The organism is Kitasatospora sp. NPDC059462, from assembly GCF_042749955.1.
Classification (GTDB): domain Bacteria; phylum Actinomycetota; class Actinomycetes; order Streptomycetales; family Streptomycetaceae; genus Kitasatospora.
This window is the reverse complement of record NZ_JBHYUU010000094.1, coordinates 16,776-31,883: the sequence shown is the minus strand read 5'-3', so window position 1 is coordinate 31,883 and position 15,108 is coordinate 16,776. Positions and strand designations below refer to the sequence as shown.

Genomic DNA, 15,108 nt, shown 5'->3' with positions numbered 1-15,108 from the left:
GGTACTGCAGGGGGGACCCTGTGGGAGAGTAGGACGCCGCCGAACAAATTTTGAGAAGAACCCCCGCCGGTATTCCGGCGGGGGTTCTTTGCGTTGTCCGTTGACGTATCGTCGGGGCATGGACGATGGAACGGCAACAACGGGCGACGCGACCACGGTTCTCGCCTCCGACGTACTGCGGCCGGCACAGCGGGACGCGGCCCTGCGGATCCTGGCGGACGCCCAGGGCGTCGACGGCCGGGAGGCCGTGTCCGAGCAGGGGCGCCTGCGCCTGCGCTCCTCGGAGACGGCGCGGACCGGGGTGACCCACCTCCTCGAAACCACCGGCACGGACGCCGGTGCCGACGCCGTCGGCTACGGCCAGCTGGAGGTCCCCGAGAGCGGCAGCGCCCATCCGTCCGCCGAGCTCGTCGTGGCGCCGGCCGCCCGCGGCCGGGGCCACGGACGGCCGCTGGTGGACGCCGTACTCACCGAGGCGGGGCGGGCGGGCCGGGGACACGTCGACTTCTGGGTGCACGGCGGACACCCGGCGGCCCGGCACCTGGCCGAGCGGTACGGCGCCGAGCTGGTCCGTGAGCTGCGGCAGATGCGCCGCACCGGGCCGCAGACCGAGGCCGTCCCGCTTCCGGAGGGGATCGAGCTGCGGACGTTCCGGCCCGGTGCGGACGACGCCGAGTGGCTCCGGCTGAACGCCCTCGCCTTCGCCCACCACCCGGAGCAGGGTGCCTGGACCGAGCGCGACCTGGCCGACCGGCTGGCCGAGCCCTGGTTCGACCCGGCCGGCTTCTTCCTCGCGACCCGGGACGGCAAGCCGGTCGGCTTCCACTGGACGAAGGTCCACCCGGCGACCGCGACCGGGCCCGCGCTTGGCGAGGTCTACGTGGTCGGCGTCGATCCGGCCGAGCAGGGCAGCGGTCTCGGCCGGGCGCTGACCGCGGCCGGCCTGCGCCACCTGACGGGCGGTGACGCCGCAGCCGGCGAACGCGGTCTGGAGACCGTGCTGCTCTATGTCGACGCGGACAATCCGGCGGCGGTGCGGGTGTACGAAAGGCTCGGATTCACCGTCCACGAAGTCGATTTGATGTATCGCGCCGCGGTCGAGCAGCCGAATTCCCGGTGACCGCCCTCCGGTGACCGAGGGTGACCGCGCGGATCGGGCGCCCCGGCGCCGCCTAGCGGAGAAAACGGGGCCGGGGCAACGGGCGTGCGCCTGTCGCCCCGGCCCTGACCGCCTCAGCTTTCCTCCTGGCCATGCGGTGTTTACCGTGGATTCAATTAATGCCGCGAAGATCACAGGATGAAGTCCGTAGTGTCTCGCTCGTGCAGCATCGGCCGGCACGTGTCGACCGGTTCTGTGACGACCGCACCGGGTGGTTGGGCGTCGGTGATGGGCGAGGGCGACGGCCCGAAAAGCATTTCGCGTCCGGACGCCGTCCTGCTGGAGGAGCTGGAGCCCATGAGCATCCCCCGCCCCGTCCCTGCCCCGCTGTCCCCACCCGCGCGGATGTCCAGCGCGCTCGGGATACCGCCGGAACTGACGGTCACCGACGAGCAGGACCTGGAGGAACTGCCGCAGGGCCGTTTCCTGGACCGTGAGCGCAGCTGGCTCGCGTTCAACGAACGCGTGCTGGAGCTGGCGGAGGATCCGGGGATCCCCCTGCTGGAGCGCGCCAAGTTCCTGGCGATCTTCGCCAGCAACCTCGACGAGTTCTTCATGGTGCGCGTGGCCGGCCTGAAGCGCCGGATCGCCACCGGCGTCGCCCAGCGCAGCGCGTCCGGGCTCCAGCCGCGCGAGGTGCTGGACCTCATCTGGACCCGCTCGCGCGAGCTGATGGCCCGCCACGCCGCCGCGTTCCAGCAGGAGGTGCTGCCGGACCTCGCCGCCGAGGGGATCGAGGTGGTGCGCTGGTCCGAGCTGGCGGAGAAGGAGCAGGCGCGGCTGCACACCCTGTTCCGGCAGAAGATCTTCCCGGTGCTCACCCCGCTGGCGGTGGACCCGGCGCACCCCTTCCCCTACATATCGGGGCTCTCGCTGAACCTGGCGGTCGTCGTGCGCAACCCGGTCTCCGGGCACAAGCACTTCGCCCGGGTGAAGGTGCCGCAGTCGCTCGCGCGCTTCCTGGAGGCCTCCCCGCAGCGGTACGTGCCGCTGGAGGACGTCATGGGCGCCCACCTGGAGGAGCTCTTCCCGGGGATGGAGGTGCTCGCCCACCACGCCTTCCGGGTCACCCGCAACGAGGACCTGGAGGTGGAGGAGGACGACACCGAGAACATCCTCAAGGCCCTGGAGAAGGAGCTGATGCGGCGGCGCTTCGGCCCGCCGGTGCGGCTGGAGGTCGAGGAGTCGATCGACCCCTACATCCTGGACCTGCTGGTGCGGGAGCTGAACATCACCGAGGCGGAGGTCTTCCCGCTGCCCGGCCCGCTGGACCTCACCGGACTGTTCGGCATCGCCGGGCTGGACCGGCCGGAGCTGAAGTACCCGAAGTTCGTGGCGGGCACCGCGCGCGGCCTGACCGACGTGGAGTCGGCGTCGCAGCCCGACATCTTCGCCGCGATGCGCGAGCGGGACGTGCTGCTGCACCACCCGTACGACAGCTTCTCCACCTCGGTGCAGGCCTTCCTGGAACAGGCCGCGGCCGACCCGGACGTGCTGGCGATCAAGCAGACGCTCTACCGGACCTCCGGTGACTCGCCGATCGTCGACGCGCTGATCGACGCGGCGGAGTCCGGCAAGCAGGTGCTGGTGCTGGTCGAGATCAAGGCCCGCTTCGACGAGCAGGCCAACATCAAGTGGGCCCGCAAGCTGGAGGAGGCCGGCTGCCACGTGGTCTACGGCCTGGTCGGCCTGAAGACGCACTGCAAGCTGTCGCTGGTGGTCCGCCAGGAGGGCGACACCCTGCGCCGGTACTCGCACGTCGGCACCGGCAACTACCACCCCAAGACGGCCCGGCTGTACGAGGACCTCGGTCTGCTGACCTCGGACCCGCAGGTCGGCGCGGACCTCTCGGACCTCTTCAACCGGCTCTCCGGCTACTCGCGCCGCGAGTCCTACCGCCGGCTGCTGACCGCCCCGCGCGGACTGCGCGACGGCCTGGTGGCGCGGATCCACAACGAGATCGCCAACCACCGCGCCGGCCGCCCGGCGCACGTGAAGCTCAAGGTCAACTCGATCGTCGACGAGGCCGTGATCGACGCGCTGTACCGGGCCTCGCAGGCCGGGGTGCCGGTGGACGTGTGGGTGCGCGGCATCTGCGCGATCCGGCCGGGGGTGCCGGGGCTGAGCGAGAACGTCCGGGTGCGCAGCATCCTGGGGCGCTTCCTGGAGCATTCGCGGATCTTCGTCTTCGGCAACAACGGCGATCCGGAGGTGTGGATCGGCAGCGCCGACATGATGCACCGCAACCTGGACCGCCGGATCGAGGCGCTGCTGCGGATCACCGACCCGGCGCACCGGGCCGAGCTGTCCGGACTGCTCGACCTCGGCATGTCGGACGAGACGGAGTCCTGGCACCTCGGGGCGGACGGGTCCTGGACCCGGCACGCCCAGGACGCCGACGGCAAGCAGCTGCGGCACGTCCAGGACCTGCTCATCGACTCGCGTCAGCGTCGCCGGGCCGTCACCGCCCGATGACGGCAGGTCGCCGCCACGACCCCGCTGACGCCAGACGTGACGACGTGCGCCGCGACGCCGCGCGGCGGGCCCGCACCGGACCGACCGGTGCGGGCCACGCCGCCGGGGGACACGACGGAACGAGACTCGACGACGCGCCCGCGCGACCCACCGACGCGAGCCGCTGAGCGGCAGGGACCCGCTGAGCGGTCGGCCACCAGCCCCGGGGACGGCCCCGGGGGAACGGGGATCTACCTAGCCATGACCGATGCGCCGATGACGGACCGGGCGGCCTCCACCGCGACCGCCGGGGACATCCTCTCCAGCCATCTCACCGCCCTGGCGGGCGCGTTCCTGCGTGCTCTGCCGCTGGCGGTGGGCGAGGTCGGTGCGAGACCGGGTGCGGCGTCCGTCGTCCCCTCGGAGGGCACCGCCGACCTGCTGCGGGCGGTACGGCGGATCAACGGGCTGCTGACCACCTTCTCCGCCTCCTTCGAGCCGGTCTGGGGGCAGGAGTCGCGGACCGAGCTGGCCTGGCTGCTGAACCTGCTGGCGCTGGAGCCGGGGTACGTACGGCGCTCGGCCCGGCTGCTGGGCGCGCTGGACGGGCTGAGCGGCAGCGAGGCGGAGGGGCCGGGCATGCTGGCCGGCCACGCGGGGGCGCCGAAGGCGCGGGCACTGCTGGACCGGCAGCTGACCCTGGCCCGGACCAGGGCGCACTCCTCGGTGCTGCAGGAGCTGCGCTCGGCGCGGCTGCACGCGCTGGCGGACCGGATGACCCTGCTGGTGGCGGACGCGCCGCTGGCCCCGTCGGCGGACGGCCGGGCGGGGGCGGTGCTGGTGCCGCAGGCGGCGGCCGCGTTCGGGGCGCTGGCGGTGAGCGTCCAGCAGCTGCCGCTGCAGCGGGCGTCGACGCCGTACGGCGGGGACGGTCTGCGCCGGCTGGGGGCGGTGCCGAGCGCGCGGGGCGCCCTGGACGCGGACGCGGCGCTGGCGGCGGACGACGCCCCGTGGCACCGGACCCGGGTGCTGGTGAAGCGGGCCCGGTACGCGCTGGAGGTGTGCGGGCGGCCGTCGGCGGTGCTGGACGAGCTGGACCGGGTGCTGCTGCGGCACCAGGAGGCCTCGGAGGCGGCGGTGACGGCGGCGACGGCGGCCCGCACGCCCCGGATCACCCCGGCGACGGCGTACGTGCTGGGCGTGGTGCACGCGGACCAGCGGCTGGAGGTGGAGGCGGCGCGGTACGCCTTCGGGCGGCGGTGGCCGGAGCTGCCGCCGGGGGCGGAGGCCTGGCTGGAGCTGCCGCCGGCCGAGGGCTGGGGGTCGGCGGCGGAATCGCGGACGGTCTGAGGTGGGCGGGCGGCCGGTGCCGGAGGACGGCCGGCGTTCGGGGGCGCGGCCCGTCCGGACGACGGCCGGCCGGGCGGTGTCCGGCGGGCCGGTGGTGCTGGCGGCGGGAGCGGTGCTCTGGCTGCCGGGCCGTCCGAAGAAGAGCGGCCGGCTGGGGCGGCCGCGGATCGCGGTGATCCACCGGCCGAAGTACGACGACTGGAGCCTGCCGAAGGGGAAGCTGCACCAGGGCGAGGGCGTCGTCGAGGCGGCGCTGCGCGAGGTGCGGGAGGAGACGGGGTTCGGCTGCGTGCTGGGGGCGGAGCTGCCGACCCAGCACTACCTGGCGCAGGGCCGGCCGAAGGAGGTCCGGTACTGGGCGGCGGTGCCGACGGAAGGGGAGTTCCGGCCGAACCGCGAGGTGGACCGTCTGGAGTGGCTGCCGGCGGGGAAGGCGCGGGCGCGGTTGACCCGGGAGCAGGACCGGGGGCTGGTCGACGCGCTGCTGGAGCTGCTGGGTGCCCGACCGGTGCGGTTGCGGGGCCGGGAGACGTGAAGGAACAGTGGAAGTGATCTCCCTGCGCTCTTGCCGTGACGCAACCGTTACTACCTGACGTAGTTTCCTGTCATCCGTTCGAGGTTCACTCCCCGTTCACTTCCGACCGGCTGACGCGTCACCTACCCGGCCTAACTTCGGTGTCACCGGCGGGCCGAACGGGCCCCGGACCTCAGCAAAACCCGCGCTTCGCCCTGCCCGGCAGGGCTCGTGCGCCGGGCAATGCCACAGAAAGGGACACCCTGTGAAGCTCCAGCGGAACGGCCGCTCCAAGGCCCTCGCGATCGGTGCCATGGCGCTCGTCAGCTCGCTGTCGCTCGCCGCCTGCGGCTCGGACGATAACGGCAACAACGCCACGGCCCCCAGCGGTTCCGGCTCCGCGGCGGCCGCCGCGATCAACTGTGGCTCCAAGCCGACCGCGCTGGTCGCCGCGGGTTCCACCGCGCAGGGCAACGCGATCGACATCCTGAAGAACAACTTCGAGGCGGCCTGCAAGGGCGCCACCATCAACTACGGTGGCGGCGGCTCCGGCGCCGGTATCCAGCAGTTCAACCAGGGCAAGATCCAGTTCGCCGGTTCGGACTCGGCGCTGAAGCCGGCCGAGGTCGACGCCAGCAAGGCCGTCTGCACCGGTGGCCAGGGCATCAACCTGCCGCTCGTCGCGGGCCTGATCTCGATCGTCTACAACGTGGACGGCGTCGACAACCTGGTCCTGGACGGCCCGACGATCGCGAAGATCTTCGACTCGCAGATCACCAAGTGGAACGACCCGGCGATCGTCGCGCTGAACCCGAGCGCCAAGCTGCCGGACGCCGACATCCAGACCTTCCACCGCACCGACGACTCGGGCACCAACGAGAACCTGACCAAGTACCTCGCCAAGACCTCGGGCGGCGCCTGGGCCTACCCGCCCAGCAAGGCCTGGGCGGGCAAGAACGGCCAGGGCGCCAACGGTTCGGCCGGTGTCTCGGCCCAGGTGAAGCAGGTCAAGAACTCGATCAGCTACGCCGAGCTCTCCTACGCGCAGACCAACAACCTGAAGAGCGCCGCGATCAGCACCGGCGCCTCCAAGCCGGTCGAGGCCACCGCCGCCAACGCCGCCAACACCTTCGCCAAGGCGCAGATCGCCGGCACCGGCAGCGACCTGGCGCTGACCCTCGACTACGCGACCAAGGACGAGGGCTCCTACCCGCTGGTCCTGGTCACCTACGAGATCGCCTGCGACAAGGGCAACAAGGCCGACACCCTCGACACCCTGAAGGCCTTCCTGGCCTACTCCGCCAGTGACGCGGGCCAGAAGGCGATCGGCGACGGCGGCTACGTGCCGCTGCCGAAGTCGCTGACCGACAAGGTCAACACGGCCATCGGCTCGCTCGCCTGACGCAGTAGGACCTCCGCTGGGGCGGCCCCGTGAACGAGGGGGGCCGGGGCCGCCCCCGCGGTCAGTACCGACCAACGCAACACGTCCGGGGCACCGCCGCCAGGGTGCCGCCCCCTCGGGGCCGCACCACCAGACCGGAGTAGACCAATGACTTCATCCACCCCTGCCGCCCCGCGAGGCAGGGAACGCCGCCAGCGCGACAGCCGGGTCGGCGACAAGATCTTCATGAACCTGTCCCGCGGGTCGGGCATCCTGCTGCTGGTGGTCATGGCCGCCATCGCGGGCTTCCTGACCTGGCGCTCGGTCATCGCACTGAGCAAGAACGAGGGCAACTTCCTCACCACCTTCGAGTGGACGCCGGACGCCCCGACGCCGGTCTTCGGCATCGCCGTCCTCGCGTTCGGCACCATCGTCAGCGCGCTGATCGCGATGCTGATCGCCGTCCCGGTCGCCATCGGGATCGCCCTGTTCATCTCCCACTACGCGCCGCGCCGGATCGCCCAGCCGTTCGCCTACCTGGTGGACCTGCTGGCGGCCGTGCCCAGCATCATCTACGGCCTGTGGGGCGCGCTCTTCCTGGTGCCGCACCTCGGCGGCCTGAACAGCTGGCTGGACGAGTACCTCGGCTGGACGTACATCTTCGACCAGTCCCGGGCCGGCACCACCCCGCGGAACCTGTTCACCGTCGGCATCCTGCTGGCGATCATGATCCTGCCGATCATCACGGCGGTCAGCCGTGAGGTCTTCCGGCAGGCCCCGCGGATGCACGAGGAGGCGGCGCTCGCCCTCGGCGCGACCCGCTGGGAGATGATCCGCACCGCGGTGCTGCCGTTCGGCCGCCCCGGGATCATCTCGGCCTCGATGCTCGGCCTCGGCCGCGCGCTCGGCGAGACCATCGCGGTCGCCGTCGTGCTCTCCTCCAGCAACGTGCTCTCGCTGCACCTGCTCGACCCGGGCGGCGGCACCTTCGCGCAGAACATCGCGCTGAAGTTCAACGAGGCCCAGCCCTTCGGCCGGGACGCGCTGATGGCCTCCGGCCTCGTCCTGTTCGTGATCACCCTGCTGGTGAACGGTGCCGCGCGGCTGATCGTCGCCCGCCGCAAGGAGTACTCCGCATGAGCGCCGCGACCACTTCCGTTCCGGCGGACGCCCGTCCGGTGAGCCGCCTGCTGACGGCCAACCGGCTGCCCACGTGGGCCCCGGGCGCCGTCGCCGCCGGCTCGATCGTCCTCGGCTGCGGCATCGGCCTGGTCGGAGACCTGAAGAGCAAGCTCCAGTGGGGCCTGATCGCCGCGATCCTCTTCGTGGTCATCAGCTACGTGCTCTCGGCCCAGGTCGAGGGCCGGCGCCAGGCCAAGGACCGCCTCGCCACCTCGCTGGTCTGGGTGGCCTTCATCCTGGCGGTCGTCCCGCTGCTCTCGCTGACCGTCTACACCATCCAGCAGGGTGCCAGTGTGGTGGACGGCAACTTCCTGACCCACTCCATGATGGGCGTGCGTTCAGCGGGCCCCGGCGGCGGCATCTACCACGCGCTGATCGGCACCCTGGAGCAGGTCGGCCTGGCCACCCTGATGGCTGCCCCGATCGGTCTGCTGACCGCCGTCTACCTGGTCGAGTACGGCCGCGGCACGCTCGCCAAGGCGGTCACCTTCTTTGTCGACGTCATGACGGGTGTCCCGTCGATCGTCGCCGGTCTGTTCATCCTGTCCTTGTGGAACATCGCCCTCGGCTTCAACTACTCCGGCTTCTCGGGCAGCCTCGCGCTGGCGATCCTGATGATGCCGGTCGTGGTCCGCTCCACCGAGGAGATGCTCAAGCTCGTCCCGAACGAGCTGCGCGAGGCGTCGTACGCGCTCGGCGTGCCGAAGTGGAAGACCATCCTGCGGATCGTCCTCCCCACCGCCATCGGCGGCATCACCACCGGTGTGATGCTCGCGGTCGCCCGCATCACGGGTGAGACCGCCCCGGTGATGATGCTGGTCTTCGGTGCCGCCTACATCAACACCAACCCGTTCGACGGACCGCAGCAGTCCCTGCCGATGTACATCTGGCAGCAGTACGCCGTGGTGAACAACGACTACGGCTACGCCCGTGCCTGGGGTGCCGCGCTGGTGCTGATCGCCTTCGTGATGGGGCTCAACCTCATCGCCCGGGGCATCGCCCGGTGGCGCTCGCCCAAGGCCGGACACTGAGCGACCGACTGACGTACGACGAAGACTGAGAGAAGACGAACGATCATGGCCAAGCGCATCGACGTCAGCGGACTGTCCGCCTACTACGGCTCCACCAAGGCCATCGAGGACATCTCGATGTCCGTCGAACCCCGCTCGGTGACGGCCTTCATCGGCCCCTCCGGCTGCGGCAAGTCCACCTTCCTGCGGACCCTCAACCGGATGCACGAGGTGATTCCCGGCGCCCGCGTCGAGGGCAAGGTGCTCCTGGACGACGAGAACCTGTACGGCGCCAGCGTCGACCCGGTCGCCGTCCGCCGCTCGGTCGGCATGGTCTTCCAGCGCCCGAACCCGTTCCCGACCATGTCGATCTACGACAACGTGGTCGCCGGGCTGAAGCTCGCGGGTGTGCGCAAGAAGTCCGTGCTGGACGGCGTGGTGGAGAAGTCGCTCAAGGGCGCCAACCTCTGGAACGAGGTCAAGGACCGGCTGAACAAGCCGGGCGCCGGCCTCTCCGGCGGCCAGCAGCAGCGTCTGTGCATCGCCCGCGCCATCGCGGTCGAGCCGGAGGTCCTGCTGATGGACGAGCCCTGCTCCGCCCTCGACCCGATCTCCACCCTCGCCATCGAGGACCTGATCGGTGAGCTGAAGTCCGAGTTCACCATCGTCATCGTGACGCACAACATGCAGCAGGCGGCCCGCGTCAGCGACCGCACCGCCTTCTTCAACCTGGCCGGCGTCGGCCAGCCGGGCAAGCTGATCGAGCTGGACGACACCCAGCGGATCTTCTCCAACCCGTCCGTGCAGGCGACCGAGGACTACATCTCCGGCCGCTTCGGGTGACCGGCCCCGCCCGGTCCGCCCGGGCGGCGCTCCACCGTCGCGAGTGACGAACACCGAGCTGCTTCGTGGTGCTGCATGGCGGTGCCGCCGCGGAGCATGAAGAAGGGCCCGCTCCCCGGATGTGGGGGCGGGCCCTGTCGCGTCCGGTGCCGTCCGTCAGCCCCAGAACAGGTGGACGAACCAGTACATCAGCGCCGCGACCACGGCGGCCGCCGGCATCGTGATGAACCAGCCGAGCACGATGTTCTTGGCGACGCCCCAGCGCACCGCGCGGATCCGCTTGGTGGCACCGGCGCCCATGATCGCCGAGGTGATCACGTGCGTGGTGGAGATCGGCGCCTTGAAGACGAACGAGGTGATGTACATGACCGTCGAGGCGGTGGCCTCGGCGGCGAAGCCCTGCGGCGGGTCCAGCTCGATGATCTTCCGGCCCAGGGTCCGCATGATCCGCCAGCCGCCGGCGTAGGTGCCCAGCGAGAGCATGGTGGCGCAGGAGATCTTCACCCAGACCGGGATCGGGTCGCCCTGGTCCTGGTGGCCCGAGATCACCAGGGCCATCACCACGATGCCCATGGTCTTCTGCGCGTCCTGCAGACCGTGCGCGAGCGCCATCGCGGCGGCCGAGGCCGTCTGGGCGACCCGGAAGTTGCGCTTGGCCCGGTGCGGATTGGCCCGCCGGAAGAGCCAGAGGATCGCCAGCATCACCAGGAAGCCGCCGACCAGGCCGACCACCGGGGAGACGATCATCGGAATGATGATCTTGTCGATGACGCCGCTCCAGATCACCTCGGTGCCGCCGGCCAGGGCCGCGCCCACCATGCCGCCGAACAGCGCGTGCGAGGAGGAGGACGGCAGGCCGAAGTACCAGGTGACCAGGTTCCAGGCGATGGCCCCGACCAGTGCGGCGAACAGGATCGCCATGCCGCGGTCGCCGGTCGGCGTCTCGATGATGCCCTGCGAGACGGTGTGCGCCACCCCGCTGCCCAGGAAGGCGCCCGCCAGGTTCATCACCGCGGCCATCGCCAGCGCCGCCCGGGGCGTCAGCGCCCGGGTGGAGACCGAGGTGGCGATCGCGTTGGCCGAGTCGTGGAAGCCGTTGGTGTAGGTGAAGAAGAAGGCAACGCCGACGACGGCGATGAGTGCTGCCATGTCCACGGGGGTCAGGACTCCTTGACCGCGATGGTCTCCACCGTGTTGGCGACGTGCTCGAAGGCGTCCGCGGCCTGTTCGAGGACGTCCACGACCTGCTTCAGCTTGAGCACCTCGATGGCCTCGTACTGGCCGGAGAAGAGGTGGGCGAGCAGCTTGCGGTGGATCTGGTCGGCCTGGTTCTCCAGCCGGTTGACCTCGATCCAGTACTCGGTCAGGTTGGACATGCTCCGCAGGTTCGGCATCGCCTCGGCGGTCAGCTCGGCGGCGCGGGCCAGGACCTCGATCTGCTGCTCGATGCCCTTCGGCAGGGTCTGGATGTCATAGAGGACGACCAGGTCGACGGCCTCCTCCATGAAGTCCATGATGTCGTCCAGCGACGAGGCGAGGGTGTAGATGTCCTCGCGGTCGAAGGGCGTGATGAAGGACGAGTTCAGCTGGTGGAAGATCGCATGGGTGGTGTCGTCTCCGGCGTGCTCGGCGGCGCGCATGCGCTCGACGATCTCCGCGCGGGCCGACACGTCTGATCCCAGCAGTTCCAGCAGGAGCTTCGAGCCGACGACCAGGTTCTCCGCGGCGGCGGCGAACATGTCGTAGAAGCTCGTCTCCTTCGGGGTCAGGCTAAAACGCACGGAAATCTCCGATGTGCGGGGTAGGGGACTGAACGATGCTAGGTGCAACCGAGCGCCATCACGCAAACGGGGTGCTCGAAGAGGAGCCGGAACCTCCCCTTCCGTTCGGCTGCCGCAGCAGTGGATCCGGTCCGCACGACAGGTGCGGGCATGAGCCCCCAGTCTGACGGAACCTCGCCCGGATTGCCCCTGCCGTGCGGCGGGAAGAGCGGGGTGTTCCCCGGACGGGGGAACCGCGCGGGACGCGGCCGCACCGGGCCGGCCGCGCCGGAGGAACACCACGACGGCCCCGGGTGTTGGACACTGGAGGCCGACGCAGCCACCAGGCACTCAGACGAAGGCGGGCCGATGACCACCACGCAAGCGCGCACCGAGCCGGAGCAGGCGCCCGGGGCGGAACCGCACGGCGAGCACGTTGCACTCCCGAAGGCGCCGGACGCCCACGCCGCCCACCCCGGGCACGGCCCGCACGGGTACAGCGCCCAGAAGGACGCGCACCTCAAGCGGCTGCGCCGGATCGAGGGCCAGATCCGCGGCCTGCAGCGCATGGTCGACGAGGACGTCTACTGCATCGACGTGCTCACCCAGGTCTCCGCCAGCACCAAGGCCCTGCAGTCCTTCGCGCTCTCGCTGCTGGAGGAGCACCTGCGGCACTGCGTCGCGGCCGCCGCCGAGGAGGGCGGCACCGAGCTGGACGCCAAGGTCGCCGAGGCCACCGCGGCGATCGGCCGGCTGCTGCGCAGCTGACCGCATCGGGTCGCCCCGGCGCACACCCGGACCCTCGCTAACCCTCCCGGTCCCGCAGCTCCGGTGGATCCTGCGGGCCCGGCGTCGGCCCGGCGGCCGGACCGCCGTCGGGCCGGTCGAGCAGCACCTCGTCGATCCGTTCGGTCGGCAGCCGGTCGCCGCTGCTGGCCGTGGCGGCGATCATCAGCTCACCGGCCAGCTCGATCTCGTCGAGGGCCGCGTCCTCGTGGCCGCCGCTGCGGCCGTCCGTGGACGACATCACCTGCACCACCCCTTCAGCGCCTCGCCAGCCCGGGCGGCAGCCACCCGACGTCCAGCCTAGGCACTTCGGGGCCCGTCCACATGGCACGGACGGGCCATCTCCGCGCCGCCGAAACGGGTGGGCCCGGAGGCTCCCGGCCCCACCCGGAGCGGCGGCCTCCCCTCGCAGCCGCACCCGCGGCGCCCGCCCCGGGCCCCCGGACGCGCTACTTCGGGCTCTCGGTGGGCTTCATCGCGAAGATGTCCGCGGCCGGCGGCTCGGCCGCCTCCACCGGCGCGCCGAAGTCGCTCAGCGTGGTCGTCGAGACCACCTTCACCTGGTCCTTCGCCTCCTTGGAGCCGGCCACCCCGGCGAAGGTGAAGACCTCGACCACCTTGTGCAGCCGGCCCTGCTCGTCCAGCCAGACGTCGTAGGGGACCTCCTTCACGGTGAAGGTCTGCGCGCCCATCCGCAGGCCGTCCCCGCCGCGCCCGCCGGTGGCTTCGGCCGCCTTCGCGAGGTCCAGGGTGCCGCGGAAGTGCTTGAGCGCCACCCCGTCGAGCGTCTCGCTGCCGACCAGCTCGGCCTTCTGGGCGCCGCGCAGCGCCCCCGCGGCGGAGGACGGATCGGTGGCGCCGCCGCTGACCAGGTTGCCGTCCGGCAGCTGGCGAACGTCCAGCTTGACCCACTTGCCCTCCGGCACCTTGGCGCCGCTGTTCTGCAGGTAGACCGTGCCGGGCAGGAGCACCTCGACGATCTTGCCGGTGGTCGCGGCGCCCGGCGGCACCTGGACCTCCAGCCGGCCGATCCGCTTGGTGTAGTCGTAACCGCCGGTGCCGGTGAAGACGGCCTTCTTCTCGGCGGACTCGGTCACCAGCTCGGTGGCGGCGTGCGCGGTGCCCGACCGGCCGGTGATGTCGGCGGCGGCGCGGACCGCGGTCAGCGGGTCGGCCGCGAGCCGGTCGGCGGAGACCTGGTCGGGGGCGCCGTCCGCCGGCGGCGCGGCCGCGGCACCCGCGCCGTCGCCGCCGACGGCGCCGTCCGGGGTGCAGCCGGCCAGGGCGGCCGCCCCGGCCAGTACGGCGGCGAGCAGGGCGGCACCCGCCATCGGACGCGCCCGCCGCTCGCTGCGGCCGCCCGTCCGACCGGTGCGCTGCTGGTCGGTCATCTTCATCCTCGCGACAACCCCCTCGGGCCCGACTGCCCCGCCGGCCACCGTCAGCGGGTGGGCAGAGCTCTTTCCGGGCAAACGAGTTGGGGCCCGGGGAGTTACGCGGTGACCCGCGTGTCACGGGCGTCGCGCGCCGGGCCCCCGGCGCGTTACCGTGAAGCACGTGCACAGTGAGCTGCCGGCCGTTCCCGGCACCACCCGGATGCCCGAGCACCGCATCGCGATCAGCGAACGCGGTTCCTTCTGCTCCGCGACCTGCAGCTGCGGCTGGTACTCCCCGGCCCGGCGCTCGCGCGACCTGGCCCGGCGGGAGGCGGACGACCACCTCGCCGCGGAGGCGGACCCGGGGTAGGCCCGGCCGGCGGCCGTCGCGCTCACGCGGCGAGGTCGGACTCCGGCGGCTGCTCCTCGGTGCGGACCGCCCTCCGCGCCCCGCCGCGCCGGCCCCGTGCGCCCGGACGGCCCCCGCCCCGCTCGGCGCCCCGTCCGGCGCGGATCAGCGGGGCTACCGGCGTGCGCGCGAGCGCGTGGCAGAACGGGACGAGCACGGCCATCGCGATCGGCGCCAGCAGCAGCACCACGGCGGTGGCGAGCGCGAAGCCGCCGATCACGTCGGTCGGGTAGTGGACGCCCATGTACATCCGGCAGAAGCCCTGCAGCAGGGCCAGGCCGCCGGCGATCCACCCGAGCCTGCGGTTCACCAGGAACAGCGCCACCGCGATGCCCATCGACATCGTGGAGTGGTCGCTGACGAAGGAGTGCGTGCCGGCCTTGCCCTCGACCAGCACCTCCAGGCCGGAGTGGTCCACGAAGGGCCTGGGGCGGTCCACGATCGCCGAGATCGGCAGGTTGGCCAGCTCGGCGATGGCGACCGAGAGCGGGGCCCAGAGCAGCCCGGCGACGGCCACCGGGGCGTCCGGGCGCCGCCGGGCCCGCCACCAGCCCACCAGGCCCAGCAGGGCGAGGCCGATCAGGATGCCGTACTCGCCGATCCAGGAGACCAGGTGGTCCACCGAGTCCGGGGCGTGTCTGGCCAGACCGTTGACGGCGTAGAGCAGGTCGAGGTCGGGGTTGGTCGTGTCGGCAAGCGGCGTCGACACGCCGCACCTCCTTCCGGGTCCGCTGCATCTGGTCATCGCGCCCTGGCCCGTCCGTCGCCGCCCCGGTCGGGGCGGTTGACGGGGAACCACCGGACACAACGTCATCACCGGTGGACAGCGTTCCACGGAAACACGCAGTTATGGAAACTTGACTCAGCGTCCACACCGCGCGCAC

General features: G+C 71.7%; 15 protein-coding genes. 10 read left to right on the top strand and 5 right to left on the bottom strand.

The window, feature by feature from the left end:
* The first annotated feature begins 118 nt into the window (after positions 1–118).
* From mshD to pstB, 8 genes are all read left to right on the top strand, one after another.
* Positions 119–1,120: a mycothiol synthase gene (gene mshD, locus ACFXAM_RS22795; protein ID WP_380294037.1), complete on the top strand. Its 1,002-nt coding sequence runs from the start codon at positions 119–121 to the stop codon at positions 1,118–1,120.
* A 336-nt stretch (positions 1,121–1,456) separates the two neighbouring features.
* Positions 1,457–3,634, top strand: coding sequence for an RNA degradosome polyphosphate kinase (locus ACFXAM_RS22790; RefSeq protein WP_380294039.1), 2,178 nt, complete (start codon positions 1,457–1,459; stop codon positions 3,632–3,634).
* A 240-nt stretch (positions 3,635–3,874) separates the two neighbouring features.
* Positions 3,875–4,963: a CHAD domain-containing protein gene (locus tag ACFXAM_RS22785; protein WP_380294035.1), complete on the top strand. Its 1,089-nt coding sequence runs from the start codon at positions 3,875–3,877 to the stop codon at positions 4,961–4,963.
* 16 nt (positions 4,964–4,979) lie between these two features.
* On the top strand, positions 4,980–5,498 hold the full coding sequence (locus ACFXAM_RS22780) for an NUDIX hydrolase (RefSeq protein ID WP_380294033.1): 519 nt from the start codon (positions 4,980–4,982) through the stop codon (positions 5,496–5,498).
* A gap of 244 nt (positions 5,499–5,742) precedes the next feature.
* Positions 5,743–6,879: a phosphate ABC transporter substrate-binding protein PstS gene (gene pstS / locus ACFXAM_RS22775; protein WP_380294031.1), complete on the top strand. Its 1,137-nt coding sequence runs from the start codon at positions 5,743–5,745 to the stop codon at positions 6,877–6,879.
* A 147-nt stretch (positions 6,880–7,026) separates the two neighbouring features.
* Positions 7,027–7,998, top strand: coding sequence for a phosphate ABC transporter permease subunit PstC (gene pstC / locus ACFXAM_RS22770; protein WP_380294029.1), 972 nt, complete (start codon positions 7,027–7,029; stop codon positions 7,996–7,998).
* The gene (pstA, locus tag ACFXAM_RS22765; protein WP_380294027.1) at positions 7,995–9,071 is read left to right on the top strand and encodes a phosphate ABC transporter permease PstA; all 1,077 of its coding nucleotides are present in this window, start codon (positions 7,995–7,997) and stop codon (positions 9,069–9,071) included. Before pstC ends, pstA begins: the two co-directional genes overlap by 4 nt.
* A 45-nt stretch (positions 9,072–9,116) precedes the next feature.
* On the top strand, positions 9,117–9,893 hold the full coding sequence (pstB, locus tag ACFXAM_RS22760) for a phosphate ABC transporter ATP-binding protein PstB (protein WP_380294025.1): 777 nt from the start codon (positions 9,117–9,119) through the stop codon (positions 9,891–9,893).
* Between the two features lie 156 nt (positions 9,894–10,049).
* Here pstB and ACFXAM_RS22755 read toward each other — a convergent pair whose 3' ends face one another.
* Positions 10,050–11,048 carry an anion permease gene (locus ACFXAM_RS22755; protein ID WP_380294023.1) on the bottom strand — a complete coding sequence of 333 codons (999 nt, stop codon included), beginning with the start codon at positions 11,046–11,048 and terminating at the stop codon, positions 10,050–10,052.
* 5 nt (positions 11,049–11,053) lie between these two features.
* Positions 11,054–11,674 carry a DUF47 family protein gene (locus tag ACFXAM_RS22750; RefSeq protein WP_350553137.1) on the bottom strand — a complete coding sequence of 207 codons (621 nt, stop codon included), beginning with the start codon at positions 11,672–11,674 and terminating at the stop codon, positions 11,054–11,056.
* Between the two features lie 348 nt (positions 11,675–12,022).
* Here ACFXAM_RS22750 and ACFXAM_RS22745 point away from each other — a divergent pair, with 348 nt between their 5' ends.
* Positions 12,023–12,421 (top strand): metal-sensitive transcriptional regulator, encoded by a 399-nt coding sequence (locus ACFXAM_RS22745; protein ID WP_380294021.1) that lies wholly within the window; start codon positions 12,023–12,025, stop codon positions 12,419–12,421.
* 37 nt (positions 12,422–12,458) lie between these two features.
* Here ACFXAM_RS22745 and ACFXAM_RS22740 read toward each other — a convergent pair whose 3' ends face one another.
* On the bottom strand, positions 12,459–12,680 hold the full coding sequence (locus tag ACFXAM_RS22740; RefSeq protein ID WP_380294019.1) for a hypothetical protein: 222 nt from the start codon (positions 12,678–12,680) through the stop codon (positions 12,459–12,461).
* Positions 12,681–12,888: 208 nt separating this feature from the next.
* Positions 12,889–13,830, bottom strand: coding sequence for a hypothetical protein (locus tag ACFXAM_RS22735; protein WP_380294017.1), 942 nt, complete (start codon positions 13,828–13,830; stop codon positions 12,889–12,891).
* A gap of 166 nt (positions 13,831–13,996) precedes the next feature.
* On the opposite strand from ACFXAM_RS22735, the gene ACFXAM_RS22730 reads away from it, so the two are divergent.
* On the top strand, positions 13,997–14,185 hold the full coding sequence (locus ACFXAM_RS22730) for a hypothetical protein (protein ID WP_380294015.1): 189 nt from the start codon (positions 13,997–13,999) through the stop codon (positions 14,183–14,185).
* A 22-nt stretch (positions 14,186–14,207) separates the two neighbouring features.
* On the opposite strand, the gene ACFXAM_RS22725 is transcribed toward ACFXAM_RS22730, so the two are convergent.
* Entirely contained in the window at positions 14,208–14,933 is a 726-nt protein-coding gene (locus tag ACFXAM_RS22725) for a phosphatase PAP2 family protein (protein ID WP_380294013.1), read from the bottom strand.
* Positions 14,934–15,108 lie beyond the last annotated feature (175 nt).